The 25,769-nt window shown below is 67.7% G+C and carries 22 protein-coding genes; 12 read left to right on the top strand and 10 right to left on the bottom strand.

The genetic code is table 11. The annotated features are described in order from the left end of the window. On the bottom strand, positions 1-2,507 hold a 2,507-nt coding region (locus AB4Z27_RS25050; protein WP_441645523.1), incomplete at its 3' end, for a M16 family metallopeptidase. 154 nt (positions 2,508-2,661) lie between these two features. Here AB4Z27_RS25050 and AB4Z27_RS25055 point away from each other — a divergent pair. From AB4Z27_RS25055 to thpR, 3 genes are read left to right on the top strand one after another with little or no spacing between them, the layout of a single operon-like run. Continuing rightward, positions 2,662-4,188, top strand: a complete 1,527-nt coding sequence (locus AB4Z27_RS25055; protein ID WP_092301657.1) for a DNA-3-methyladenine glycosylase 2 family protein — start codon at positions 2,662-2,664, stop codon at positions 4,186-4,188. Continuing rightward, a complete protein-coding gene (locus AB4Z27_RS25060; protein ID WP_441593708.1) occupies positions 4,185-4,736 on the top strand; it encodes a methylated-DNA--[protein]-cysteine S-methyltransferase in 552 nt (183 codons plus the stop codon). Before AB4Z27_RS25055 ends, AB4Z27_RS25060 begins: the two co-directional genes overlap by 4 nt. Positions 4,737-4,745: 9 nt before the next feature. Continuing rightward, entirely contained in the window at positions 4,746-5,300 is a 555-nt protein-coding gene (gene thpR, locus AB4Z27_RS25065) for an RNA 2',3'-cyclic phosphodiesterase (RefSeq protein ID WP_092301653.1), read from the top strand. Here thpR and AB4Z27_RS25070 read toward each other — a convergent pair. Beyond that, the gene (locus AB4Z27_RS25070; protein ID WP_092301650.1) at positions 5,281-5,919 is read right to left on the bottom strand and encodes a LysE family translocator; all 639 of its coding nucleotides are present in this window, start codon (positions 5,917-5,919) and stop codon (positions 5,281-5,283) included. The two genes, thpR and AB4Z27_RS25070, sit on opposite strands and share 20 nt — an antisense overlap. Before the next feature lie 130 nt (positions 5,920-6,049). On the opposite strand from AB4Z27_RS25070, the gene AB4Z27_RS25075 reads away from it, so the two are divergent. Further along, entirely contained in the window at positions 6,050-6,919 is an 870-nt protein-coding gene (locus AB4Z27_RS25075) for a LysR substrate-binding domain-containing protein (RefSeq protein ID WP_441645534.1), read from the top strand. Positions 6,920-7,110: 191 nt separating this feature from the next. Continuing rightward, positions 7,111-7,905, top strand: a complete 795-nt coding sequence (locus AB4Z27_RS25080) for a flagellar brake protein (RefSeq protein WP_092301647.1) — start codon at positions 7,111-7,113, stop codon at positions 7,903-7,905. Positions 7,906-7,936: 31 nt separating this feature from the next. On the opposite strand, the gene AB4Z27_RS25085 is transcribed toward AB4Z27_RS25080, so the two are convergent. Further along, positions 7,937-8,785, bottom strand: a complete 849-nt coding sequence (locus AB4Z27_RS25085; protein WP_092301644.1) for an IclR family transcriptional regulator domain-containing protein — start codon at positions 8,783-8,785, stop codon at positions 7,937-7,939. A gap of 272 nt (positions 8,786-9,057) precedes the next feature. Next, a complete protein-coding gene (locus AB4Z27_RS25090) occupies positions 9,058-11,430 on the bottom strand; it encodes a patatin-like phospholipase family protein (protein ID WP_255371004.1) in 2,373 nt (790 codons plus the stop codon). Positions 11,431-11,654: 224 nt separating this feature from the next. Between AB4Z27_RS25090 and AB4Z27_RS25095 the strand changes: the two genes are divergently transcribed. Continuing rightward, positions 11,655-11,855, top strand: coding sequence for an oxidoreductase-like domain-containing protein (locus AB4Z27_RS25095; RefSeq protein WP_092301641.1), 201 nt, complete (start codon positions 11,655-11,657; stop codon positions 11,853-11,855). A 10-nt stretch (positions 11,856-11,865) separates the two neighbouring features. Beyond that, positions 11,866-12,696, top strand: a complete 831-nt coding sequence (locus AB4Z27_RS25100) for an NAD-dependent protein deacetylase (protein WP_441645524.1) — start codon at positions 11,866-11,868, stop codon at positions 12,694-12,696. A gap of 16 nt (positions 12,697-12,712) precedes the next feature. Here the strand turns inward: AB4Z27_RS25100 and AB4Z27_RS25105 are convergent, their stop codons facing one another. The 3 genes from AB4Z27_RS25105 to AB4Z27_RS25115 form a co-directional block, all read right to left on the bottom strand. After that, the gene (locus tag AB4Z27_RS25105; RefSeq protein ID WP_092301687.1) at positions 12,713-13,300 is read right to left on the bottom strand and encodes a DUF1439 domain-containing protein; all 588 of its coding nucleotides are present in this window, start codon (positions 13,298-13,300) and stop codon (positions 12,713-12,715) included. 91 nt (positions 13,301-13,391) lie between these two features. After that, a complete protein-coding gene (locus AB4Z27_RS25110) occupies positions 13,392-13,595 on the bottom strand; it encodes a SlyX family protein (protein WP_441645525.1) in 204 nt (67 codons plus the stop codon). Positions 13,596-13,658: 63 nt separating this feature from the next. Beyond that, positions 13,659-14,090, bottom strand: coding sequence for a VOC family protein (locus tag AB4Z27_RS25115; protein WP_441645526.1), 432 nt, complete (start codon positions 14,088-14,090; stop codon positions 13,659-13,661). Positions 14,091-14,520: 430 nt separating this feature from the next. Between AB4Z27_RS25115 and AB4Z27_RS25120 the strand changes: the two genes are divergently transcribed. Both AB4Z27_RS25120 and argG read left to right on the top strand, forming a co-directional pair. Then, positions 14,521-14,898 carry a helix-turn-helix domain-containing protein gene (locus tag AB4Z27_RS25120; RefSeq protein ID WP_092301684.1) on the top strand — a complete coding sequence of 126 codons (378 nt, stop codon included), beginning with the start codon at positions 14,521-14,523 and terminating at the stop codon, positions 14,896-14,898. 156 nt (positions 14,899-15,054) lie between these two features. Continuing rightward, positions 15,055-16,380: an argininosuccinate synthase gene (gene argG, locus AB4Z27_RS25125; RefSeq protein WP_092301629.1), complete on the top strand. Its 1,326-nt coding sequence runs from the start codon at positions 15,055-15,057 to the stop codon at positions 16,378-16,380. A 53-nt stretch (positions 16,381-16,433) separates the two neighbouring features. Here the strand turns inward: argG and AB4Z27_RS25130 are convergent, their stop codons facing one another. Then, positions 16,434-17,690: an SGNH/GDSL hydrolase family protein gene (locus tag AB4Z27_RS25130; RefSeq protein WP_441645527.1), complete on the bottom strand. Its 1,257-nt coding sequence runs from the start codon at positions 17,688-17,690 to the stop codon at positions 16,434-16,436. 102 nt (positions 17,691-17,792) lie between these two features. Between AB4Z27_RS25130 and AB4Z27_RS25135 the strand changes: the two genes are divergently transcribed. From AB4Z27_RS25135 to AB4Z27_RS25145, 3 genes are all read left to right on the top strand, one after another. Next, positions 17,793-18,707 (top strand): LysR substrate-binding domain-containing protein, encoded by a 915-nt coding sequence (locus AB4Z27_RS25135; protein ID WP_441645528.1) that lies wholly within the window; start codon positions 17,793-17,795, stop codon positions 18,705-18,707. A 162-nt stretch (positions 18,708-18,869) separates the two neighbouring features. Next, positions 18,870-19,907 carry an aldo/keto reductase gene (locus AB4Z27_RS25140; protein WP_092301620.1) on the top strand — a complete coding sequence of 346 codons (1,038 nt, stop codon included), beginning with the start codon at positions 18,870-18,872 and terminating at the stop codon, positions 19,905-19,907. Positions 19,908-20,256: 349 nt separating this feature from the next. Further along, positions 20,257-23,295 carry a transglycosylase domain-containing protein gene (locus tag AB4Z27_RS25145; protein WP_441593704.1) on the top strand — a complete coding sequence of 1,013 codons (3,039 nt, stop codon included), beginning with the start codon at positions 20,257-20,259 and terminating at the stop codon, positions 23,293-23,295. On the opposite strand, the gene AB4Z27_RS25150 is transcribed toward AB4Z27_RS25145, so the two are convergent. Beyond that, positions 23,257-23,508 carry a GlsB/YeaQ/YmgE family stress response membrane protein gene (locus AB4Z27_RS25150; RefSeq protein ID WP_092301614.1) on the bottom strand — a complete coding sequence of 84 codons (252 nt, stop codon included), beginning with the start codon at positions 23,506-23,508 and terminating at the stop codon, positions 23,257-23,259. The genes AB4Z27_RS25145 and AB4Z27_RS25150 overlap by 39 nt on opposite strands. Before the next feature lie 122 nt (positions 23,509-23,630). Continuing rightward, a complete protein-coding gene (gene fusA / locus AB4Z27_RS25155; protein WP_441645529.1) occupies positions 23,631-25,736 on the bottom strand; it encodes an elongation factor G in 2,106 nt (701 codons plus the stop codon). Positions 25,737-25,769 lie beyond the last annotated feature (33 nt).

Genomic DNA, 25,769 nt, shown 5'->3' on the forward strand with positions numbered 1-25,769 from the left:
CCCTGGTTCTGGGGGGCGTAGGCCGCCCACAGGCCGAAGCGCCCGGCCCGATCCAGCGCGCCCACCGAGATCGAACTCGACGCCCCGTAGCTGATGCCGTCCTGCTGGCGCAGCCGGTCCGCCAGCCGGCTGCGCATGCCGGTGCCGCCCAGCACCCGGCTGGCGATCAGCAGCAGCGGGTAGTCGGGCGAGCCATCGACGAGATCGATCGGCAGCGACGCCAGATAGACTGCGTTGGCCTTCCCCGGCGTCTCCAGCGTGAAGCTGGCGGCCGGAATCGCGTAGAAGGGGCGGTCCACGCGTTCGTACGGCACCTGGGCCCGCCAGTCGCCGAACAGGTAGGTGGCCTGCCGCACGGCCTCATCGGCATCGAAATCGCCGACCAGCGCCAGTTGCGCGTGCTCAGCGCCGTAGAAGCGCGCATGGAACGTGCGGATCTGCGCCGGGGTGACGGCGCGCAGCGCGGCGATGCTTTCGTCGAAGGTGGGGGTGTAGCGCGGGTCCTCGGGCGGGTAGGGGTTGCCATGGCGGCCTAGTGCGTTCGGCGCGAGCGCGTTGGGCTGGCGTTGCTGGCTCTCGATGCCGGCGACACTGCTCGCGCGCAGCGTCTCGAACTCGCTGGCCGGGAACGTCGGCATGCGCAGCACCGTGCGGAGCARCGCCATCAGGTCCGGCAGGTACTGGCGCCGCGTCTCGAAACGCACCGTCAGCCGCTCGGCGTTGCCCGAGATCGACACACTGGCCTTGAGCGCCTCCAAGCGGTCGGCAATGCGCTGGCGGTCGAACGCGCCGGCGCCACGGTCGAGCATGCCCGCCGCGAGCGACCCCACCGAGGACTGGCCCTGCAGCGCCTGCGTGTTGCCAAAGCGCAGGACCAGCGTGCCGTTGACGGCCTCCCCGCGCGTGGGCTTGGACAGCAGCGCCAGCTGCATGCCGTTGGGCAGCGTCTGGCGCACCGTGTGGGCGTCGATATTGGCCGGGCTTGGGTCGAACGTCGGCACCGGCGCGGCGGCCGGGCGGCCCGCGTAGTCGCGCACCAGCGCGGCCACGTCGGGCGCCTTCGGCACRTTGGCAAGCTGCGGCTTGTCGCCGGGCAGGAATTGTCCGACGGCGCGATTGGTCGGCCGCAGGTACAAATCGGCCACGCGCTGCACGTCCGCCAGCGTGGCGGCCTCCACGCGGTCGCGATCGAGCAGGAACAGCCGCCAGTCGCCCTTGGCGATGGCTTCGGACAGCAGCACGCCGTACTGCGCCGGATTGTTCAGCACCTGCTCGTAGCCGTTGCGCACCCGCGTGCGCGCCCGGTCGAGTTCCTCCTGGGTGACCGGCCGCGTGGCCAGCCCCTCCACCTCGGCCAGCAGGGCGGCCCGCACGGCGTCGAGCGGGCGATCCTTGCTCGTGCCGGCCGCGAACACGATCAGCCCGGGGTCCTTCATCCCTTCGAACCGGCTGGTTTGCCATGCGGCCTTGTGGGTCTCCACCAGCGCGTGGTGCAGCCGCCCGCCCGGCGTGTCGGAGAGGACCAGGGACAGCAGGGTCAGCGCGGCGGTGTCGGGATGGGCGCCGGGCGCCACGTGGTATTGCACGGCGACGATGCTGCTGTCCCCGGGGCGCGTCAGCGTCAGTTCGCGCGCGCCTTCCTGCGGCGGCTCCACGGTGTACTCGGTCGGCAGCACGCGTGTGGGGCGCGGAATCGGCCCGAAGGCCTGCTCGATGCGCGTCAGCGTGGTGGCGGGGTCGAATTGCCCCGTCACCACCAGCACGGCGTTATCCGGCTGGTAGTAGCGGCGGTAGAACGCCTGGAGGTTCTCGATGCCCACATGCTCCACGTCGCTGCGCGCGCCGATCGGCGCCTTGCCGTAGTTGTGCCATCGGTAGGACGCCGCGTTCATCTGCTGCAGCAGCATCCGCATCGGATTGTTCTCGCCGATCTCCATCTCGTTGCGCACCACGGACATCTCGCTGTCCAGGTCCGTGCGCGAGACAAAGCTGTTGACCATGCGGTCCGCCTCCATCTTCAGCGCCCAGTCGAGGTTGTCGTCGCTGGCGGCAAAGGTCTGGAAGTAATTGGTACGGTCCTGCGAGGTGGTGCCGTTGTATTGCATGCCGCGCCGCGCGAATTCCGTGGGAATCGTCCGGCCCGGCAGCGATGGCGTGCCCTTGAACAGCAGGTGCTCCAGCAGGTGCGCCATGCCGGTTTCGCCGTAGTTCTCGTGCCGGCTGCCCACCAGATAGGTCATGTTGACCGTGGTGGTGGGCTGCGCGGCGTCCGGCGCCAGCAGGATGCGCAGGCCGTTCGGCAGCCGGTACTCGGTGATGCCTTCCACGGCGGCCACGCGCGTGGCCTGGAGCACGGGGGTAGCGCCCGGCGCGGTGGCGGGGGCCGGCGACTGCGCACGGGCGGCGCTACGCGTAGGCGCGGCAAGGGCTGGCGGGGCCGGCAGGGCGGCGGCCAGCGAGACAGCAACCGCGACAAAGGCGGCAAAGGCAGCACGACGGCGAAGCATGACGTCCTCGGACGATGAACAGTGATGCGATTCTAGCCCCGTGGCACCATCCCGGAACGCGTGGGGCCGCACTTTCAGAATCGGGGACAGTTGTCTCAGGCGAATGTCCGATTCCAGCGTATTTCCCGGCGCCGGAAGCGGTAGGATGCTTCCCATGAACCTCGATCCCGACACCTGCTACAAGGCAGTCGCCTCGCACGACCGGCGCTTCGACGGACGGTTTTTCGTCGGCGTGTCGTCCACGGGCATCTATTGCCGGCCGATCTGCGCGGTGCGCACGCCCCGGCGCGAGAACTGCACGTTCTACGACACCGCCGCCTCGGCCGAGAAGCACGGCTTCCGGCCCTGCCTGCGCTGCCGGCCGGAACTGGCACCCGGGCACGGGCTGGCCGATATTTCCGGCCGGCTTGCGCAGGCCGCGGCCACGCTGATCGACGAAGGCTTCATGGCCGAGGCCGGCGTGGCGCAACTCGCCAAGCGCATCGGGGTGACGGAGCGTCACTTACGGCGCCTGTTCGATGCGCAGTTCGGCGTCTCGGTACTCGAATACGCCCAGACGCAGAAGCTGCTGCTGGCCAAGCGGCTGCTGACCGACACCACGCTGCCCGTTACGCAAGTGGCGCTGGCGGCGGGTTTTGGCAGCGTGCGGCGCTTCAACGACGTGCTGCGCCAGCGCTACGGCCTGACGCCGCTCGCCATGCGCCGCCGCGCCGCCGAGGGCATGGCCGACCAGCTCGTGTTCGAGCTGGGCTACCGCCCGCCGCTGGCGTGGTCCGCGCTGCTGGCCTTCCTCGGCGTGCGTGTCGTGGACGGTGTCGAACAAGTACGAGGGGATGTCTACCTCCGCACGCTGGCCGTTGACGTGGGCGCGCAGCGCCACCTCGGCTGGGTGCGGCTGGAGCATGTGCCGAAGCGCACGGTGCTGCGCGTGACGCTCTCCGGCACGCTGGCCCACGCGATTCCGCAATCCCTCGGCAAGGTGCGGCGGCTGTGCGACCTCGGTTGTCGGCCGGACGTGGTGGATCGCCATCTGGGCGACCTTGCCGCCGATGTGCCGGGCATGCGCCTGCCGGGCACGTTCGATGGCTTCGAGATTGCCGTGCGGGCGATCGTCGGCCAGGTGATTTCCGTGATCCAAGCGCGGCGGATTCTCACGCGGCTGGTGGCGCTGGCCGGCGAGCCCTTGCCGCCCGAGGCACTGGCCGGGCTGCCCGCCTTGGCCGGCCAGCCGCCGCTGACGCACGTCTTCCCGACCGCGCAGGCGCTGGCCGACCTGCCCGACGAGATCTACCGCGAGGCCGGCGTGACGCCGGGCAAGCTGCGCACGATCCGCGCGCTGGCGCTCAGCATCGTCTCAGGCGACATCGCGCTCGATCCGCTTGCGCCGCCCGAGGAGACCGTGGCCCGGCTGCGCGAGATCGACGGCATCGGCGACTGGACCGCGCAGTACATCGCCATGCGCGCGCTGGGCTGGCCGGACGCCTTTCCGGCCACTGACTACGCGCTGCGCAAGGTGCTCGCCGTGAGCACGGTGCGCGCGATGCACGACCGAACCGCGCATTGGGCGCCATGGCGCGCCTACGCGGCGATTCATCTCTGGCATCGCTATGGCACGCCGCCCGCGTCCGGCGAGCCCATGGAAGAAGTATCCGAAGATCACAGCAAGGAGCAGGCAGCATGACCAGCTATCAAATCATCGACAGTCCTCTCAGGGAAATACTATTGCGGGCCGACGACGGCGCGCTGACCGGCATGTTCTTCTCCGGGCAGAAGTATTACCCCGCCGGCGCGCCCGCGACCTATATCGCATCGGCGGCCGACCAGCGCGTGCTGGACCAGGCGGCGCAAGAGCTGGCCGCCTATTTCGACGGTGCGCTACAGACCTTCGCGGTGCCCATCCGCTTTATCGGCAGCGCCTTTCAGCAGCGCATCTGGCAGGCGCTGTGYGACATCGAATTTGGCGATACATCGACGTACGGGCAGCTTGGCGCCGGCCTCGGGCTGCCACCGGCGCACTCGCGCGCGGTGGGGGGCGCCGTCGGGCGCAATCCGCTCTCGGTCATCGTGCCTTGCCATCGGGTGCTCGGTGCGTCGGGCGCGCTGACCGGCTATGCCGGCGGCGTGGACCGCAAGCGGGCGCTGCTGCGGCTGGAGGGCGTCCGGGGCGTGGATCTCGACGTCGTGGCGCCGCGCGCGCAGGGCTTGCAGTCGGCGCTGGCGTTCGGCTGATTTCTGGCTTTGGCCCGGCTGTTCATCGCCATCGACACGCCGCCCGCTGTGGCGGCGGGCCTGCTGCATACGCTGCCCGTGCATCGCGGCGTGCGGCCCGTGCCGCCCGGGCAGTTGCACCTGACGCTGCGATTCCTTGGCGATCAGGACGAAGACTGTGCCGCGCGTATCGGCAAGGCGTTGGAGGCCATGCAGGCGCCGCCGTTGACGATGCAGGTCCAGGGCGTCGGGCGCTTCCGAGGCGGGCAGGGTGCCGTGCTGTGGGCCGGACTGGCGCACGATGATCACCTGACCGCGCTATTCGACGACATTGAGGCCGCGCTGGCCGACGTCGGCATCGCGCGCGAGCGCCGTCGCTTCCATCCGCACCTGACCGTGGCGCGCTGCCGTCCGGGCCTGCCGGAGGCGGTGCTGCGCGACTGGCTCGCCGCGCAGCACGACCTGACCCTGCCAGCGTGGACCGCCGACCGCTTCGTCCTGTTTGAGAGTTTTCTGAGCCCGGAGGGCGCGCGCCATGTGCCGCGCGCCGCCTACCCGCTGGCCGCTATCGCCCCAGGTTGCTGAGCCCCAGCGCCACCCCCAGCCCGCACAGCGCCGAGCCGAGCGTCTTGTCGATCAAACCCTGCCGGCGCAGCATCGCGGCGCGCAGCGGCGCCGCGCCGAAGCCCCACGCCACGAGGCTGAACCACGCCCAGTGCGCCACGGACATGAACAGCCCGTAGCCGAGCTGCACCGCCCACGGGGTATGGGCATCCACCACCTGTGTGTAGGTGCTGACCACGAACAGCGTGGTCTTGGGATTGAGCGCATTGGTCAGGAATCCCATCCGCAGCGAAGCCCAGGCGGAGAGCCTGGGCGCCTCGCGCGCGTTGTCCCCGGTATCCACCGTCAGCGGCGTGCGGTTGCGCAAGGTCTTGATGCCGATCCAGATCAGATAGGCCGCGCCGAGCAGCTTCACCGCCGTCAGCCAGCCGTGCGCGTGCTCGATCAGCATCGCCACGCCGAACATGGTGTAGCAGACGTGCACCTGCACCCCGAGCGCGATGCCCAGCGCGCATAGCAGCCCGGTGCGCCGGCCGAACAGGTAGCTGTTGCGCGTGACCATGGCGAAGTCGGGGCCGGGACTGATCACGGCGAGGAGGGTGATGCTGGCGACGGCCAGCGCTTCGGCAAGAGGTGACATATCGGTCAGTTTTCCGGTTCGATGGGAGGGGGATCGCGCCGCCATTCTCGCCAGAGGGAACAAGCCAGACAACCGATATATACTCGCCGAAAATGGTGAGGAAATCTGACAGATGAGCGATTTGCCGCCGATGCACTGGCTGGGCGCGATCCGGTTCTTCGAGGCCGCCGCGCGGCTTGGCAGCTTTGTGCGCGCCGCKGACGAACTCCACCTGACGCACGGCGCCATCAGCCGCCAGATCCGCCAATTGGAAGAGGCGCTGGGTGTGCCGCTGTTCGAGCGCCGGAACCGCGCGGTCTTCCTCACCGAGGCCGGCCGCACGCTCCACGCTGCCGCCACGCAATCTCTGGCCGGGCTGGCGGAGGCGGTCGCCCGGATCCGCGCGCCGGCGCCCCGGGCCGCGCTGGTGCTGTCGTGCGAGCCGACCATCGCCATGCGCTGGCTGATTCCAAGGCTGTCGCGCTTTGCCGACGCTCATCCGGACATCGCGTTGCACCTGATGGCGGCGGGCGGGCCGATCGATTTCCGGAGAAGCGGGGTGGATGTAGCGCTGCGCCGCAACGATTTCCCGTTCGATGCGCGCTGGCACACGCGCGAACTGGCGCTGGAGCGCGTCGGGCCGGTCTGCCGGCCGGACCTGGCCACGGCTGACCCGGCGGCGGTCACGCGCCTCCACACCCGCACCCGGCCCGATGCCTGGCAACGCTGGCAGCAACTCAAAGGGGATGAAAAAACCGGTCCCACCGTCCAGATCGGCCGATCAGACCCGTGGTATGAACACTTCTACCTGAGCCTGCAGGCGGCTGCGGCCGGCCTGGGCTGGGCCATGGCGTCGCGGCTGATGGCGGCCGACGAACTCGCCGATGGCCGGCTGGCCGCACCGTTGGGGTTTGTACCGGACGGGTCGTCCTACCACCTGATTTCGCCGGCGCCGTTCGCCCAGGATGCCCGGCTGGAGGCCMTGCACGGCTGGCTCCGCGCGGAGATGGAAACCGGCTGAAAAGGCCTTGCAACCGCTACCCCCCGGAAGTCGGTTGCTAAAGTTACGTCGTATTTTGCCGAAGGCCTAGGCATGACTTGCGCCATCCCCGGGCGGCGCTTACCATGCGGCGCTGGCCGCCGCCAGATCCACAAGCGTTGCCCGCCCCRGGCAAGACGGCGAGTAACCACTTTCGACGTAGCGTATTCCCCATGAGTGTCCAAGATTCCCGAGGGCCCGAGCAGGCCCAAAACCGGTCCCAGATCGAGGGCGAACCTGACGAGCAGGAAGGCTCGCATTCGGACGAACGCTACCGGCTCACGCATAGCTCGCAGATCGGCACGGTCCTGCGCGACCTGGCCTGGCAGAAGTGCCTGCTGAACGTACGTTCGGCGCGCGGCTCTGAGATCGTGACGTCGATCCTGCACGTGGATCCGGCCAACCGCACCTTTATCTTCGACTGGTGCCGCGCGGATGCGGAGCGCCAGGCGCTGATGGCCTCGGACAAGAATGCGTTCTCGGGACTGCTGCGCGGCGTGCCTGTGAACTTCGTGGTCGGCGTGCCCGGCGCCACGCGCTTCGAGGGCGGGCCGGCCTTCATCGCCGATTTCCCGGACAAGCTCTACCACTTCCAGCGCCGCCGCCATTTCCGCGCGCGCACGCTGCTGACCAAGGGCTACCGCTGCCAGATCCATCTGCCGGAGACGGCCGACAAGCGCACGCTGCACCTCGATATTGCCGATCTGTCGCTGTCCGGCGCGGGCCTGCGCTCGCGCTCGGTGGGCGCTGACCAATTGCCGGTGGGCACGGTCGTCAAGAAGTGTGTGCTGGATTTTGCCGAACTGGGCCGGCTGGAACTGGACATGCAGGTGGTGGGCCACTGGCTGGTCGGCTTCGACGACAACACCGTGCACCACTACGGCTGCGCCTTCCTGAACCCGGATGGCCGCATGGAGAACTTCCTCCAGCGGCTGGTGTTCCAGCTCGAACTGGCGCACCGGGGCTGATTTTTCGGCATCGCCCCCCTGATCCGGACGCTTAAGTCCCGATCAACTTCCCGATGGCAACGGCGGCCTCCCGCATGGGGGTCAGCAGCCGCGCCACCATCTCCGCCTCGGACACCCGGGTGGCCTTCACGCTGACGCTGATGGCCGCCACCACGGTGCCCGAGAGCGACCGCACCGGTACGGCAATCGCCCGCAAACCCGGTTCCAGTTCCTCGTCGATCAGCACGTATTCCAGTTCCCGTGCGCGCCGGAAGGCTGCTTCCAGTTCCGTGCGCGAGATCTTGGTCTGCAAGGTGCGCGGACGCAGTTCGGCATGTTCGAAGAACGCCTCGAGCACTGCCTCGGGCTGGTGGGCCAGCAGCAGCCGGCCCGTGGACGTGCAATAGGCCGGCAGCCGGCTCCCCATTCCAAGTGCGTGAGTCAGCACACGTTGCACTTCCGAGCGCACCAGGTAGAGGATGTCCGTGCCGTCGAGAATGGCCAGGGCCGAGGTCTCGTGGATGCGCGTGCTCAGGTTGTCGAGGATGGGCTGCGCCGCCGAGACCAGCGACGTCGAGGAGAAATACGCGTGCCCCAGATGGAGCACGCGCGGCCGCAGCGCGAAGTGCCCATCCTGCTGGCTCACGTAGCCCAACTGCTCCAGCGTATAGAGACAGCGCCGCACCGAGGCGCGCGACAACTGCGTGCGCTGCGCCACCTGCGAGATAGTGAGTGGGCGCTTGCGYTCGGAGAAAGCCTCCAGCACCGTCAGSCCGCGCGCCAGCGACAGCATGAAATTCGGGTCGCCGGCGAAGCTGGACAGGATGTCGGCCGGCGGCCGGGCGGCGCGGACGGAGTCGGCCTGTGCAGGCTTGAGGCTGATGGGGGCGGGGGCGTCCATATGGGAATTCGGCAGGAAATACGATGCGGGGGGCGTTCGATAATCGCGCATCTTAACGTCCCACGGCGGGGCCTGCCGGGATTCGCCCAAAAAAATGTCGCCGATTGGGGCGGCGACTGGGTAAGGGGTGTCGTCCGGGACGGGGGTCCCAACGACGAGGCCAGTATAGGCAGCGGCACTTCCTRCCGACATGCCACCTCGGTGGGGGTTGGCCGTAGCGCACTTTGCGCTAGGGCCGTCACATCTCCGCAGGATTTGTCCCCTGAGTGTCCCTAAGGCTTGCCCAGGAACAGGTAGAACGCGTACTGACCGCCTGCYGCGCGGCCATAGGCGAGGTAGAACGGCCCGATCGGGCTGTCCAGGCCGAGGAAGGCGGCCCCCGACTTGAGCACCCCGGTGGGGTTGCCCGGTACCAGCGGATCGCCTACGCGGCCGACCTCCAGCGAGAACCCGGCGTAGACCCCTTCGAGGAAGGTCTGCCGCACGAGCTTGTTGTAGTAGACCATCCGCGCGAACTGGATATTGCCGCCAATCAGCTGCCCGGTGGAGTAGCCGGACTGCTGCAGGAAGCCGCCCCACTGGAACATCGCGTACGGCGGCAGCGCCGGCCCGCCCAGGTTGGAGCCCGCCCGCACGCCAAAGTTGATGGTGTTGTTGCCGAAGGAGTGCGCATAGGTGGCCGTCAGGTCGCCCTTGGTATAGGTGTCGGTGGCGCCCATTGCGCCTTGCGACGAGTAGACGTTCATCGTCGCCCCGTAGCCGAAGCGCGGGAAGTTGATGCTGTCGACCTGATCCACCAGTATCCGGGCCGTGAAGGCACGGCGCTCGATGCTTTCATGGCCCGGGTCCAGGAACGCCGGCCCGGTGGAGAGCGACGCGTTCTGGTGGCCGAGCACGAAGCCCAGGCGTCCCTCGCCATATTTGGTGATCTGCGTGCCTACATCCAGCGCCAGGTCCGTGCGGCGCAGGTCGTACTGGGCGATCCGCTGGCTGCCGCTGAAGACATTGATGGGGCGGCGTTCCAGTTCGAAGCGCGGGGCGATGAAGAACAGCTGGCGGGTGTCGAGCGGCTGGTAGAACTCGCTGGTCAGGCTGGAGGTCTGGCCCACCTGGGCGTCCGTGCGCCATTCGGCGCCGAGCGAGTTGATCCACGTGCGGCGGTAGCTCGCCAGCAGGTTGAAGTAGGCGTCGCCGCGGAAGTCGGAACTGAGGCCRAGCCCGAAGCGCAGGTAGTTGGGCCCGTACGATTTCTCGATGGCTTCCACGCCGAGCACGCGCTTGCCCGGTTCCTCGAGGAAGCGGTAGTTCACGTGCTCGAAGTCGCCGGTGCCGAACAGCCGGCGCATGTCGCGGTCCAGCGTGGCCTGCGAGATCGGCTCGCCGGGGTGGGTTTCCATCGTCGCGGCGGCAAACCCGGGGCTCACGCGCTCCATCGGCGCGAAGCGGATTTCGTCCACGGGGCGCAGGTCCGGTGGCGCCAGGTTGCGCTGCGCGGCGCGCAGGGTGGCGTACTCGTCGGGTGGAATCGCCAGCGCGGCGAGCCGGGTGTGCTGGCGCCGGGCGGCTTCCTCGCCAATCGGAATGGTCTTGGGCAGGTGGTCGAAGTCGCCGGCGGAGAATTCGCCGAGTTCGGGCAGGATCAGGATGTCCATGGGCCGCAGCGAGGCCAGCGAGCTGCGCACGTTCTGCTCGGTCAGGATGTTCAGCATCTGGCTGGTTACGCCGATCAGCGAGGTCAGGTCCTCGCGCTTCATCAGCGGCGTGCCGAGGTTGACCGCGATGACGATGTCGGCCCCCATGGCGCGCGCCACGTCCACGGGCAGGTTGTCGGTCAGGCCGCCATCGACGAGCAGCTTGCCCTGGTACTCGGTGGGCGCCACGGCGCCGGGCACGGACATGCTGGCGCGCATCACGTTCGCCAGCTCGCCCTCGGTGAACACCACGGCGGTGCCGGCGACAAGGTCGGTGGCGACGGCGCGGTAAGGAATCGGCAAGGTATCGAAATTCCGATAGCCGGGGGTGTTGGAGAGCTTGCGCAGCACCGTTTCCAGCTGCACGCCGGAGACCGCACCCTTGGGCAGCAGCAGCCCGTCCCCGCGCACGCCAATCTCGGGCGTGAACAGGTTGGTGTGGTCGTCCAGCTTGCGGCGGACGGCCAGATCCTGACGCGGTGGCCGTTCCTTGAAGAGCGCGCTGGTGGACAAGCCGCCGACCAGTTCCTCCATTTCCTTGATGCTCATGCCGCTGGCATACGCGCCGCCGACCAGCGAGCCCATGCTGGTGCCGGCGATGCAGTCCACGGGCACACGCAGTTCCTCGAGCACCTTCAGCACGCCGATATGGGCGGCACCGCGCGCGCCACCGCCGGACAGCACCAGGCAGATCTTGGGGCGGCCCACCGGGTGGGTCTTGGCCGCAGCCCCTTCGACCGTGCCGCCGGGCGTGGCCGGGGCGAGGAGGGCGGGCGCGGGGAACGGCGGATTGGGTGCGGGGACGATGTTGCTGGGGGTGTAGGCGGGCAGGCGGAGGGTCCCGCCCTGCGGCGGCGGCTCCTCGGCCGTGGCCGGGCCCGGCGCGACCGCCAGCGTGGCCAGCATYGCGGCAAGCAGGCTGCATAGGGAAGGGAGTCGCGTCGCAACGCGCATGGCAGCGTATCCGATCATCCACGCCTCAGAGGTGGCCGGCGGCAACCTTGCCACAAGGCTAGCAGCCTGCCGCCGCAATCGTGTGCGCGATGGGCCACCTTCGAAACAATTCAACATCGGATTGGAACGATGCAGATCAGGCCGGCGCCGGAGGGGCGGTCCGCGGACCGAACCGGACAGGCGGCATATACTGGCGCCGTAACATTTCCTTCAGGTCTTGAGCCGTGTCTTCCCCCGTTTCCGATGATCCGCGTCCGCTCCCGCCCGAGCGCCCTGGCGACAACGAGTGCTGCCAGAGCGGCTGCGATCCGTGCATCTTTGACTACTACAACGACGAAATGGACCGCTACCGGCAGGAACTGAGGGCGTGGGAGGCGCGCCAGGCTGCGCGCGCCGAGGCCTCTTCTACATCGTCCACCTCGTAACCCCCGGCCGGTGGAAGACCTTCTCGACTTCGTGCAGCGCCATCCGCGCCTGTTTGTGCTGACCGGCGCCGGCATCAGCACGGACTCCGGCATTCCGGGCTACCGCGACGAGCAGGGCCGGTGGCAGCGCTCCGCGCCGATGACCATCACCGCCTTCCTGAGCGGCCACGCGGCGCGCCAGCGCTACTGGGCGCGCAGTATGGTCGGCTGGCCCGTGGCGGACGGCGCGCAGCCGAACGTGAGCCATCGCGTGGTGGCGCGGCTGGGCGATGCCGGGCGCGTGGCCGGGCTGGTCACGCAGAACGTGGATGGCCTGCACCAGCGCGCTGGCAGCCAGGGGGTGATCGAGCTGCACGGCAGCATCGGCCAGGTCATCTGCCTGTCCTGTGCCACGCGCTACCCGCGCGCGGACATCCAGCGCTGGCTGTGGCAGCACAATCCCGAATTCCGCGATGTGTCGGCCCTGCCGGCGGCCGATGGCGACGCCCATCTGGAATCGCCGCTATTCGACAATTTTTCGGTGCCGGTGTGCGAGCGCTGCGAAGGGCTGCTCAAGCCCGATGTGGTGTTCTTCGGCGAATCGGTGCCGCGCGAGCGCGTGGCGKCCGGGCGGCTGGCGCTCGATGCAGCGGACGCCRTGCTGGTGATCGGCTCGTCGCTGACGGTGTTCTCGGGGTATCGCTTCTGCGTCTGGGCGCACGAGCGCGGCTTGCCGATTGCCGCCCTGAACCTTGGCACCACGCGGGCCGATCCCCTGCTGACGCTGAAGGTGCTCGCGCCGATCGGGCCGACGCTGGCGGCGCTTGCCACCGCGCTGGGGCTGGAAGCCGGCGCGGGTTAGCTCGGACTACCTCGGACTAACGCAGATCGAGCTTCACCCGGATACCGTCCGCCGCGACGGTGATCGCGCCCGGCTGCACGTCCTTGCCGTTGAAGCGCAGCTCCTCGGGCTTGAACGTATAGAGCGGATAGTCCTTCAGCAACTGCTGCGCCACCACCGCGCCGATGGCGTTGAGCTGCTCGTTGTACTGGCTCATGCCCTGCACCTGTACCTGCTGGACCGTGGGATTGTCGAGCAGCACGGCACGCTGCGTGGCGTCGTAGCGCACGCCGCTGTTCAGCGCCAGCGTGCCGTTGACCGGCGGGGACGGCAGGATGGTGTTGCTGATGGCCGCATCCATCTGCGTGGTGATGCGGTTGGTGGCCTCATCCAGCACCAGGCGCGGGTGCGACAGCTGCACGCTCACCAGTTCGCCATAGCGCAGCGTGGTGGGAAAGCGTTTCTCGACGGCACTCTGCAAYTCGGCCTTGGTGAAGGTGTACTCGCCCGTCCATACGTTGTAGGCGGCGTGGGCGAGGGCGAAGCTGCCCAGCGCGGCGACTGCGGCCGTGGCCAGCAGCGCGCGGCGGGCGTGGAAGAAGCGATTGATCAAGGGACGGGCCATGGGCTCGGTTCGGTTGGCATCGTTGCCGGTCAGACCGGGCCCGGGGGGCATCGTTCCTGTGTGATGAGTGCGCCGCATGGCTGCTGCCGCCTCAATAGTGCGGCGGAATCTCATGCTGCGGATTGGACTCGGCGGCGGCCGAGGCACTCGTCCGGRCCTGCTGGTACAGCGCCCGGAACTGGGCCTGGAGCAGGTCCAGTTGCTGCTGCTGGCGCGCGACGGCCAGGTTCAGCGTCTCGATCAGGTCTTCCTGGAAGGCGAGCTTGATCTCGAGGTCGGTCAGGCGGGATTCCATGGCATGTCTCCGGTTGGCCGCGCATTTTACGGCACGGCCATGCCGGGACAGTGCCATCGGCGCTTATTCGCTCGCCACCAGGACCATCCAGGTCACGCCGAACTTGTCCGCCACCATGCCGAAGCGCTCCGAGAAGAAGGTCTTCATCGCCGGCATGACCACGTTGCCGCCCGCGCTCAGCGCGCCAATCGTCTTGTCGACCGTCGCGGCGTCCGGCACGGTGATGGAGAGCGCGAAGCCCTGGAAGGCGGTCTGGCCCTTGCAGTCGCCATCGGACGCCATGATCGTGGTGTCCCCAATCTGCAGCGCCATATGCATGACCTTGTCATCGTTGCCGGCACCGGGCCCGCAACCGGGGCTGGCGTCCTGCGGCTCGGGGTTGTCACGGAAGCGCAGCAGCATTTCCACCTTGGCACCGAGCGCGGTCTTGTAGAACTCGGCCGCTTCCTCTGCGCGACCGTCGAAGAACAGATAGGACTGGACTTTCTTGGACATCGACATCTCCTGGTTTGGCGTTGGCCGGCGATTTGTGTACGCCGTCCACAAGAGACTAGCAAATAAAATGGACAACGTCCACATTGTTACTTTTCGTGTCCGTCACCGCCGGACACGTTTTCMCGCTGGGCACCGGGCTAGGATAGGCGCTCCATGCCAGGGCGACCCGATTTCTTCCCGTCCACAAGCCGCCCTCTTCCCTGGCGTTCGTCACTCCCACCGCAATGAAATCAGCGTCCATTTCGGTTGCTAATTTTATTTGCGGATTACTTAGCGATAAGCTAATRTGACGCACGTCCATGAAGTTGACCTTTCCAGACAGGCGCGCCGGGCTTTGAAGGCCATGCCGCRCAACGTTGCCACCCAGATCCGCAGCAAGATCGACATGCTGGCGGGGAATCCGTCTCAATCCGCGCGGGGGCGCCTATCAATGACCGACATCCAATTTATCGAGCAAGATGGCCAGCGGGCCTTTGCAGTCGTGCCGATCGACGTTTGGGACAAGGTGAAGCACCTSTTCGAGGATCTCGACGATGTAGCCCTGTATGACCGTGCCAAGGCGGCCGATGACGGTGTACGCATTCCGGCCGCCGTGGTCGACGCGGAGTTGGCGGGCGACCATCCAGTCAAGGCCTGGCGCGATTACCGTCGCATGACCCAGGAGGCATTGGCCCAGGCGGCCGGGCTCAGCACCCCCTACCTGAGCCAGATCGAAAACCGCAAGCGCGACGGCACCGTGGACGTGCTGCAGCGGCTGGCGCTGGCACTTGGCGTTCCCATGGACCTGCTCGTGGACGACGCCGACTGAGCGCCGAGTGAACCCCGCCCGGGCCCCGCAGTTTGGCGCTACCGCCCGGGCGTGTCACAATTCAAGGTTACGAGTTCGGGCGCCGCATCGGCTGCCGTGTGGGGGTTTCACGCGGGAGCGCCCCAAGAGCCGACAAATTCACCTAGATTTCTGGCGATGACTACCATCCTGCAGCACATTCCTTCCGGCCAGCGCGTCGGAATCGCCTTCTCGGGCGGACTCGACACCAGCGCCGCGCTCCTCTGGATGCGCCAGAAGGGCGCCATTCCCTACGCCTACACGGCCAACCTGGGTCAGCCCGACGAGCCGGACTACGACGACATTCCCCGCCGCGCCAAGGCGTACGGCGCCGAAGAAGCGCGTCTGGTGGATTGCCGCGTGCAGCTGGTGTCCGAAGGGATCGCCGCGCTGCAGTGCGGTGCATTCCACATTTCCACGGCTGGCGTGACGTACTTCAACACCACGCCGATCGGCCGCGCCGTGACCGGCACGATGCTGGTGGCCGCGATGAAGGACGATGGCGTCAACATCTGGGGCGATGGCAGCACGTTCAAGGGCAACGACATCGAGCGTTTCTACCGCTACGGCCTGCTGACCAACCCGGGCCTGCAGATCTACAAGCCGTGGCTGGACCAGCAGTTCATCGACGAACTGGGCGGCCGCGCCGAAATGTCCGAGTTCATGCGCCAGAGCGGCCATGACTACAAGATGTCGGCCGAAAAGGCGTATTCGACGGACTCGAACATGCTTGGCGCCACGCATGAGGCCAAGGATCTCGAGCACCTGAACTCGGGCATCCGCATCGTCCAGCCGATCATGGGCGTGCAGTTCTGGCGCGATGACGTGGAAGTGAAGCGCGAGGAAGTGACCGTGCGCTTCGAGGAAGGCCAGCCCGTGGCCCTGAACGGCAAGACCTTCGCGAACAGCGTGGACCTGTTCATGGAAGCCAATGTCATCGGCGGCCGCCACGGCCTGGGCATGAGCGACCAGATCGAGAACCGGATCATCGAGGCCAAGAGCCGCGGCATCTACGAAGCCCCGGGCCTCGCGCTGCTGTTCATCGCCTACGAGCGCCTGATCACCGGCATCCACAACGAAGACACCATCGAGCAGTACCGCGACAATGGCCGCCGCCTGGGCCGCTTGCTGTACCAGGGCCGCTGGTTCGACCCGCAGGCCATCATGCTGCGCGAAACCGCCCAGCGCTGGGTGGCGGGCGCCGTGACCGGCGAGGTGACCATCGAACTGCGTCGTGGCAACGACTACTCGATCCTGAACACCACGTCGCCGAACCTGACCTACAAGCCGGAACGGCTGACGATGGAAAAGGGCGAATCGATGTTCACGCCGCTGGACCGCATCGGCCAACTGACGATGCGCACGCTGGACATCGTGGACACCCGCGAGAAGCTCCAGACGTACGCGAAGAGCGGCCTGCTGTCGACCAAGACCAGCGCCGCGCTGCCGAAGCTCGAAGACTGAGCGCGGGCAGGCATCRCCAGAAAAGCCGGCAAGGGCAACCTTGCCGGCTTTTTTCATGGCTGGCGCGCAGGCARCAGCGCGGCGGGGTCGATGGCGCCGGCCATCGCTGCGTAGCCCCGGTCGCCAGGGTGGAGGTGGTCGCCGCTGTCGAAGGCTGTCTGCAGGGCGTCCGGGCGGGCCGGGGCGCGCAGGGCGGCGTCGAAGTCCGCTACGGCATCGAAGGCGCCGCTGGTGCGGATCCAGTGGTTCACCTGCTGGCGCAGCGCGTCCTTCTCCGGGCTGGCGTAGCCGTGGATCGGCGACCCTTCCACAGCCAGCGCGYCCGCAAACGGCGTGATCGTGGCGCCGATCACGCGCACCCCGCGCCGGTGCGCGCGGTCGATCAGGGACTGGTAGCCGGCGATCAGGTCGGGGGCGGCGGGCAAGCGGGTCATCGGCAGGAAGGTCGAGCCGGGCCAGCCGATGTCATTGATGCCCAGCGCGACGATGACCGCCTGCACGCCGGGCACATCGAGCACGTCGCGCTCGAAGCGCGCGCGGCCCGCTTCGCCCATGCCGGCGCGCAGCAGTTGCCCGCCCGAGATGCCCGCGTTGAGGACCGCGATGCCGTCCCCGGCCAGCCGGGCGGCGAGAACGTCAGGCCAGCGCCGGTTGGCGTCGGGCGTGGCGCCGTTGCCTTCGGTGATCGAATCGCCGAGCGCGACGATGACGGGCGCCGGCTGGCGGGCTTCCACCTCGATGGCGGACAGCAGCAGCCTTGCCTGGAAGGTCTCGGGCCGGGGCAGGGCGGCGTCCGTCACGTGGTGGCCATCGGCGATATAGGCGGTCTGCCGGCCATCCCAGTGGAAGGTGGCGATCCGCACCGGCGCCGGCAGGTGGAGGCTGACCGCCACCTCGGCCAGTGCTGGCACCGGCAGCGACACCGGGTCGCTGGTCGCCGTGGCGCCGGGCGGGATGGAGATCGCGGGTTTGCCGGCGAAGGTCACCGCATGATTGGTGGTCGGATCGATCACGCCGCCGCCGGCATGACGAGCGAGCTGGATGGCATCGACAGTCAGCGGCACCCGGCCGTACTGATTGGATAGCACCACGCGCACCCGACTCGCGCCGATGCTGACGCGGGCGACCTGCCGCACCGTGCGGTCATCAAGCCGGGCCGGCAAGCCAGTCGGCAAGGGCAGTTCATCRGGTCGCCAGACCGGTTGTTGGCTGGCCACCCAGGTCGGCACCCATTGCGGGGCGGCCATGGCGGGGCCGGCGGCGATGCAGCCCGTCAGGGCAACCATGCGAAGCAGCGAATAGGCAGACATCAGAAAACTCTCATCAAAGTGGGAATGGCCCCACTGTCACCTATTCCGATTCGCACGAGAACGCGGCAGAATCGCATATCAATCATTCCAATYAAGAATGACATGGACACCCTCAAGGCGATGCACGTCTTCACCCGCGCCGTGGAGCTGGGCAGCCTCTCCGCCGTGGCGCGTGAGCKGGACAGCACCCAGCCGACCATCAGCAAAACCGTAGCCGCGCTGGAGGCGGACCTTGGTGTGCGGCTGCTCGAGCGCAGCACCACCCACTTGCAGCCGACCGAGGCCGGCCGTCGCTTCTATGCCCATGCCCTGACCGTGCTCGACGCCTATGCCGAAGCCACCGCCGATGCGCGCGGCCGGGCGGATCGTCCCGTGGGCAAGGTGCGCCTCAGCGCGCCGGTCAGCTTTGGCGTGCTGCGGCTCAATGCACTGATCCTCGATTTCCTCGCCCGGTATCCGGAGGTCGATGTCGAACTGGTCTTCGACGACCGTTTCGTCGATCTGGTGGAGGCGGGCGTGGACGTGGCGGTGCGGCTCGGCGCGTCGCTGCCGCCCAATGTGGTGGCGCGGCGCATCGCGGTGTCGCCGCGCGGACTCGTGGCCGCCCCGGGCTACCTCGCGCGCCATGCCCCGGTGCGGCAGCCGGCCGATCTGGCCGGTCACGACCTGCTGCGCTTCACCTGGCTCGCCGCCGGGGACGAGATCGTGCTGACCGATACCCACGGCAACGTCGCCAAGGTGGACGCGCCGTGCCGCTATCGCGCCAACAACTCGCTGGCCATGCGCGAGAGCTTCCTGGCGGGCGCCGGGTTTGGCCTGACGCCGGCCTGGCTCGTGCAGGACCTGCTCGACACCGGCGCGCTGACCCCGGTGCTGCCCGGCTGGCAGGGCCCGGCGCAGGATGCCTATCTGGTCTATCCGTCGCGCCGCCACCAGCCGGCGCGCACGCGGGCGCTGCTGGCCTTCCTGGCCGAGCGGGTGCCGGCACTGCCCGGATTCCACCCTGTGGAAGCCTGAATCGACAGGGGTACTGCCCCGAAGTCACCCGAAAGCGCCCGAAAGCGCCTCTAGCGGCGCGTCGCCTGCAAGCCCCGCCACATCGGCGCACAATGCGCGCTGGCGGTCGCGCAGGCGCCGCCAGACCCTTTGCTTCGGCCTCGACTACCCTGGGAATTCGCCATGCCAGATTTCACCATGCAGTACCGCCGCCTCGGCGCCAGCAACCTGAAGGTTTCCGCCCTGTGTCTGGGCACGATGATGTTCGCCGACCAGACCGACGAGGCCGAGGCCGCCCGCATCGTGGGCAGCGCACGCGACCACGGCGTCAATTTCATCGACACCGCCGACGTCTACAGCAAGGGCGGTTCCGAGCAGATGGTGGGCCGCCTGCTGATCGCCGACCGCCACGACTGGGTGCTTGCCACCAAGCTGGGCAACCTGATGGGCAGCCGTCCGAACCAGTCGAACTATTCACGTACGTGGATCCTGCGCGAGGTGGAAGACAGCCTGCGCCGGCTGGCCACCGACTATGTGGACATCCTCTACCTGCACCGCGACTTCGCCGGCGCCAATCTTGAGGAACCGGTGCGCGCCATGGGCGACCTGATCCGCGCCGGCAAGATCCGCTACTGGGCCGTGTCGAATTTCCGYGGCTGGCGTATCGCCGAGATCGCCAACCTGTGCGACCGCCTGGGCGTGCCGCGCCCGGTGGCCTGCCAGCCGTACTACAACCTGCTGAACCGGATGCCGGAGGTGGAAATCCTGCCGGCCTGCGAACATTTCGGCCTGGGCGTGGTGCCCTACAGCCCGATCGCGCGCGGCGTGCTGACCGGCAAGTACCTGCCGGGCCAGAAGCCGGACGCGGACAGCCGCGCCGGCCGGGCGGACCGGCGCATGATGGAAACCGAGTTTCGCGAGGAGTCGCTGGTCATCGCCCAGCAGCTCAAGGCGCATGCCGAAGGGCGCGGCATCACGCCGGGCCAGTTCGCCACGGCCTGGGTGCTGGCCAACCCGATCATCAGCAGCGTGATCGCCGGGCCGCGCACGCTGGCGCAGTTCGAGGACTACTTCGGCGCAGTGAACGTCGCGATTTCGGCGCAGGAAGAGGCGCTGGTCGATAAGCTCGTGCCGCGCGGCCATGCTTCCACGCCCGGCTACACCGATCCGAGCTATCCGTTCGGCGGGCGCCCGGTGGCATCGGCGGCGGCATCGGCATAAGCCGGTCAGTGCAAAACTGACATGGCCGCACCGCCCGCGTGTGACGCGCGGGCGGCTCGCGGCACCCGTGTGGCGTGCCGGCCCGCCACGTGTTGCGTGCCGGGCACGGCGCCGCAAGAAATTCCGTGTTTGAAAGCGTGCGCCAGCCCACTTCGGCATGCCACTCCACGCTGGTTGCTAGTAATATCAATACAGGCCGTCGCACGCCGATGCTGGCGCGGCAGCCTGCAATGAAAAAGCTGGTGGCGCCCCGGAACTGGTGGGCGCAAGCGCAACCGGATGCCGAAACGTGTCACGTCGTCGCTGGATTCTCGCTGGCTTGGCGGTTGCCGTATGTGGCGGCGCCTACATGGTTGTGACCCTCGTCACGCACGAGGTTCGCACGTCGCAATGGCAGGCTCTGTACATGAGCCGGCTGGGCAAGTCGTTGACCTACGAAATCCAGCCCGGCGCGAGCGACAGCATCCGTTATCCCCATTCCGGTCCGTACGACGAGCGCCTGGGCTACGAGCGCCTGCCCGAGTTCGGCGAGCGCCTGCTGCGGCACGGGTTTGCCACGAGCGCGCAGGTGCGCATGTCGCCGGATCTCGTCCGGCTGATGGACGAGGGCATCTTTCCGCCCTACCGAGAGAAAAACCAGGCCGGCCTGATCGTGCGCGACTGCAACGCGCTGACGCTTGCCTTCGAACGCTATCCCCAACGCCAGTACGATAGTTTCGACGCGGTGCCGAAGGTGGTGGTGGCGTCGCTGCTCTACGTCGAGAACCAGAACCTGCTCAATCCCGAGTATCCGATGATGAATCCGGCCGTGGACTGGCGCCGGTTCTCGCGCGCGGTGCTCGACCAGGCCGTGAAGCTGGCCGACCGGCACCACGACTCGGCCGGCGGCAGCACGCTCGCCACCCAGATCGAGAAATTCCGCCATTCGCCCGAGGGGCGGACCCAGTCGATTCCAGACAAGTTCCGCCAGATGACCTCGGCCTCGCTGCGCGCCTATGTCAACGGTCCCGACACCCAGCGCGCCCGCGAAAACATCGTGCTCGACTACCTGAACACGGTGCCGCTCTCCGCGCGCGTGGGGCATGGCGAGATCAACGGCATTGGCGACGGGCTGTACGTCTGGTACGGCGAGGACTTCGGCGAGGTCAACGCGCTGATCCGCAACATGGACCCGCGCCGCCCCACCCCGCGCGAGGCCCAGGCGTACAAGCGCGCGCTGTCGCTGATCGTCTCGCAGCGCCGGCCGTCGTATCACCTGCGGCGCGACGATACCAACCTGGACGCGCTGACYGGCAGCTACCTGCGGCTGCTGGCGGCCACCAATACCATCACTCCGGAGTTGCGCGACGCCGCGCTGGCGCAGTCGCTGGACAAGGCGGCCCCGCCGCAGCGGCCCGACCCGGCGCCCTGGGTGACGCGCAAGGCGGTCAACCAGGTGCGTAACGATGTGTCGCACCTGCTGGGCGTGGACAGCCGCTACGCGCTGGACCGCCTCGACCTGACCGTCGACAGCAGCATCAACCGTGAAGTGCAACGCATGGTCACGGACACGCTGCTGCGCATCCGCAACAAGACCGATGCCCACGAGATGGGCCTGTACGGCAAGAACCTGCTGCGCGAGGGCGACGACCCGTCGCGGCTCGTGGCCAGCTTCACGCTGTTCGAGCGCGTGGGCAACGCCAGCCTGGTGCGGGTGCAGGCCGACAATGTCGACCAGCCGTTCGACATCAACGCGGGGGCGCGGCTGAACCTGGGCTCCACCGCCAAGCTGCGCACGCTGGTCACCTATCTGGAAGTCATCAACGAGATCTACGATCGCCACGTCAGCCTGAGCCGGGCCGAGCTGGCCGCGATCCAGGTGCCGCGCCAGGACGCGCTGACCCGCTGGGTGATCGACACGCTGATCAAGGCCAAGACGCCGGCCGAGCGCTCGCGCGGGGCCATCCTCGAAGCCGCGATGGAGCGCAAGTATTCGGGCAATGCCGGCGAGGCGTTCTACACCGGCGGCGGCATGCAGAGCTTCACGAACTTCGAGAAATGGGAGGGCGAGCGCCAGATGACGGTGCGCGTGGCCTTCCAGCATTCGGTCAATCTCGTATTCATCCGGATGATGCGCGACATCGTGAAGTACGAAGTCCACCAGGCCCACCCGGAAGCCACCGCGCTGATGGAGGATCGCAGCGACCCGGGCCGCCGCCCGTACCTGGAGCGCTTTGCCGATGAGGAAGGCAGCTCCTATATGACGGCGTTCTGGCAGCGCTACCGGGGCAAGACTTCGGATGAGCGTTTGAACGTTCTGCTAGGTCGCGTGAAGCAGCCGACGCCCTACCTTGGGGCCGTGCGCCTCTCGGTGACGCTGCTGAGCGCCCGGCCGGCCACCGATTTCGACACCTACGCCGGCCTGGTGCGCGCACGGCTGCCCAAGCAGAAGCAGCCGTCCGAGGAAGACCTGCACAAGCTCTACGACAAGTACGGGAAGGACAAATTCGACCTGAACGACCGGGGCTACCTGTCGCGCATCCATCCGCTGGAACTGTGGATGGTGGAATACCTCGGCAACAACCCGGATGCCACGCTGAGCGAGGTGCTCAAGGCCAGCGCGGACGAGCGGCAATACGTCTACAARTGGCTGTTCAAGACCCGCAGCAAGCTGGGGCAGGACGCCCGCATCCGCACGCTGCTGGAGAAGGAGGCGTTCGACAAGGTGGCCAAGCGCTGGCAGCGGCTCGGTTATCCGTTCGATTCGCTGACGCCGTCGTACGCCACGGCCATCGGCGCCTCGGGTGACCGCCCGGCGGCGCTGTCGGAGCTGGCCGGCATCATCCTCGGCAATGGCGTGGATGCCCAGCCGTCCACGATCCGCACGCTCGCCTTTGCCGCCGACACCCCCTATGCCACGACATACGCCCTGCGCCCGGGGCCAGGCAAGGTGCTGATTGCGCCGGAGATTGCCGCGCTGGTGCGGCGTTCGATGTTCGATGTGGTGGAGAGTGGCACGGCCAAGTCGATCCGGGGGGCCTTCACGCCGGTCAGCCGGCCGGGGCAGCCCGGCGCGCCACTGATGATTGGCGGCAAGACCGGTACGGGCGACCAGCGCTTCCAGACCTATGGTCCGGGCGGGCGCGTGATTTCGTCGCGCTCGGTCAACCGGTCGGCCACCTTCGTGTTCCTGCTGGGGGACCGCTATTTCGGCACGGTGACGATCCACGTGCGCGAGCCGTACGCGGCGCGCTACGCGTTCACGAGCGCGCTGGCSGTGCGCGTGCTGCGYTCGGTGGCGCCGCAGGTCGCGGCGATGGCCGCCCCGGGCAGCACCACCGCGCTGCAGCGGTGCGGCAAGGAAGGCGCTTCAGTTCTTACGGCGAACCAGGTCGTATATCACCAGTAGCACGATGGCACCGATGACCGAGGCAATCCATCCGGCGGCCTCGCCCGGCTGGTAGTACCCCATCGACCGGCCGATGTAGCCGGCCGCCAGCGCGCCAAGCACGCCCAGCAGGATCGTCATGATCCAGCCCATCTTGTCGTCGCCAGGTTTGATGGCGCGGGCGATGAGCCCCACGACAAGTCCAACCAGCACAGTACCGAGGAATGCCATCATGGTGCGCTCCCGTAGCAGTGGATGAGGCGGCGTGTGGCCGCCGGAGCATCATGCCATGAATCGATGACGGGTGGCGCATGGTGTTCTCCCCGCTCCCTCCGGGAAGGGGAGAACACCCGTGCTCAGTTCTTGCGCGAGCTGATCACCGCCTCGGCCACGTTGGCCGGGGCTTCGGCGTAGTGCTTGAACTCCATCGTGAAGGTGGCGCGGCCCTGGGTGAGGGAGCGCAGCGAGGTGGAGTAGCCGAACATCGTCGCCAGCGGCACCTCGGCGCGCACGATCTTGCCGCCGCCGCCCGCGATGTCTTCCATGCCGTGCACCATGCCGCGCCGCGAGGAGAGGTCGCCCATCACGTTGCCGGTGAATTCTTCGGGCGTTTCCACCTCCACGGACATCATCGGCTCCAGCAGCACCGGCTTGGCGCGGCGCATGCCTTCCTTGAACGCCATGGAACCCGCCATGCGGAACGCGTTTTCGTTCGAATCCACATCGTGGTACGAGCCGAACACCAGCGTCGCCTTCACGTCCACCACCGGGTAGCCGGCCAGCACGCCGGCTTCCAGCGTCTCCTTGATGCCCTTGTCCACCGCCGGGATGAACTCGCGCGGCACCACGCCGCCCTTGATGGCATCGACGAAGGCATAGCCGCCGCCCTGCGGCATCGGCTCGAGGTTCAGCACCACGTGGCCGTACTGGCCGCGCCCGCCCGACTGCTTGATGAACTTGCCTTCCACGTCCTTGGCGGTGCTCTTGATGGTCTCGCGGTAGGCCACCTGCGGCTTGCCGACCGAGGCCTCCACGCCAAACTCGCGCTTCATCCGGTCCACCAGGATTTCCAGGTGCAGCTCGCCCATGCCCGAGATGATGGTCTGGCCGGACTCCTCGTCGGTCGCCACGCGGAACGACGGGTCTTCCTGGGCCAGCCGGTTCAGGGCGATGCCCATCTTCTCCTGGTCGGCCTTGGTCTTCGGTTCCACGGCCTGCGAGATCACCGGCTCCGGGAAAGTCATGCGTTCGAGGATGATGACCTTGTCGGGATCGCACAGGGTGTCGCCCGTGGTGGCCTCCTTGAGGCCCACGGCCGCGGCGATGTCGCCGGCGCGCACTTCCTTGATCTCGTTGCGGACGTTGGCGTGCATCTGGAGGATGCGCCCCAGCCGTTCGCGCTTGGACTTGACCGGGTTGTAGACCGTGTCGCCCGAATTCACCACGCCCGAATACACGCGGAAGAAGATCAGCTGGCCGACGAACGGGTCGGTCATGATCTTGAAGGCGAGCGCCGAGAACGGCTCGTCGTCGTTCGGGTGGCGCTCGGCTTCCTTGTCGTCCTCGGTGTGGCCGAGGATGGCGGGCACGTCCGCCGGCGACGGCAGGTAGTCGATCACCGCGTCCAGCATCGCCTGCACGCCCTTGTTCTTGAAGGCGCTGCCGCATAGCATCGGCACGATTTCACCGGCGATGGTGCGTTTGCGCAGCCCGGCCTTGATCTCTTCCTCGGTCAGCGGCTCGCCGCTCAGGTAGCGCTCGAGCAGGTCCTCGCTGGCTTCGGCGGCGGCCTCGACCATCTTCTCGCGCCATTCCTGCGCGGTGGCCTGCAGCGCGGCCGGGATGTCGGTGTACTCGAAGTGCACGCCCTGGCTCGTATCGTCCCAGACGATGGCGCGCATTTTCACGAGATCGACCACGCCCTGGAACTGATCCTCGGCGCCGACCGGAATCTGGATCAGCACGGCGTTGCCCTTCAGGCGATCGGCGATCTGGGTCTGCACGCGGAAGAAGTCGGCGCCCACGCGGTCCATCTTGTTGACGAACGCGATGCGCGGCACCTTGTACTTGTTGGCCTGGCGCCAGACGGTTTCCGACTGCGGCTGCACGCCGCCCACGGCGTCGTACACCATGCAGGCGCCGTCGAGCACGCGCATGGAGCGTTCCACCTCGATGGTGAAGTCCACGTGGCCGGGGGTGTCGATGATGTTGATGCGATGCTCGGGGTAGTTCCCCGCCATCCCCTTCCAGAAGGCCGTGGTGGCGGCCGACGTGATGGTGATGCCGCGCTCCTGCTCCTGCTCCATCCAATCCATGGTGGCGGCCCCGTCATGCACCTCGCCCAGCTTGTGGTTCACGCCGGTGTAGAACAGGATGCGCTCGGTCGTCGTCGTCTTGCCGGCGTCGATATGCGCGCTGATACCGATGTTGCGATAGCGTTCGATGGGGGTCTTGCGGGGCACGGTGATTCTCCGGTTAGGGCACCACGGGCCGTT

It is taken from the genome of Cupriavidus sp. KB_39 (genome assembly GCF_052114485.1).
Lineage (GTDB): Bacteria > Pseudomonadota > Gammaproteobacteria > Burkholderiales > Burkholderiaceae > Cupriavidus.

Bases quoted from the DNA above. Each gene is read 5' to 3' on its own strand.
- AB4Z27_RS25055 (WP_092301657.1), top strand. From the start codon at position 2,662: ATGAACCTCGATCCCGACACCTGCTACAAGGCAGTCGCCTCGCACGAC.
- AB4Z27_RS25070 (WP_092301650.1), bottom strand. From the start codon at position 5,919: ATGTCACCTCTTGCCGAAGCGCTGGCCGTCGCCAGCATCACCCTCCTC.
- AB4Z27_RS25080 (WP_092301647.1), top strand. From the start codon at position 7,111: ATGAGTGTCCAAGATTCCCGAGGGCCCGAGCAGGCCCAAAACCGGTCC.
- AB4Z27_RS25115 (WP_441645526.1), bottom strand. From the start codon at position 14,090: ATGTCCAAGAAAGTCCAGTCCTATCTGTTCTTCGACGGTCGCGCAGAG.
- argG (WP_092301629.1), top strand. From the start codon at position 15,055: ATGACTACCATCCTGCAGCACATTCCTTCCGGCCAGCGCGTCGGAATC.
- AB4Z27_RS25150 (WP_092301614.1), bottom strand. From the start codon at position 23,508: ATGATGGCATTCCTCGGTACTGTGCTGGTTGGACTTGTCGTGGGGCTC.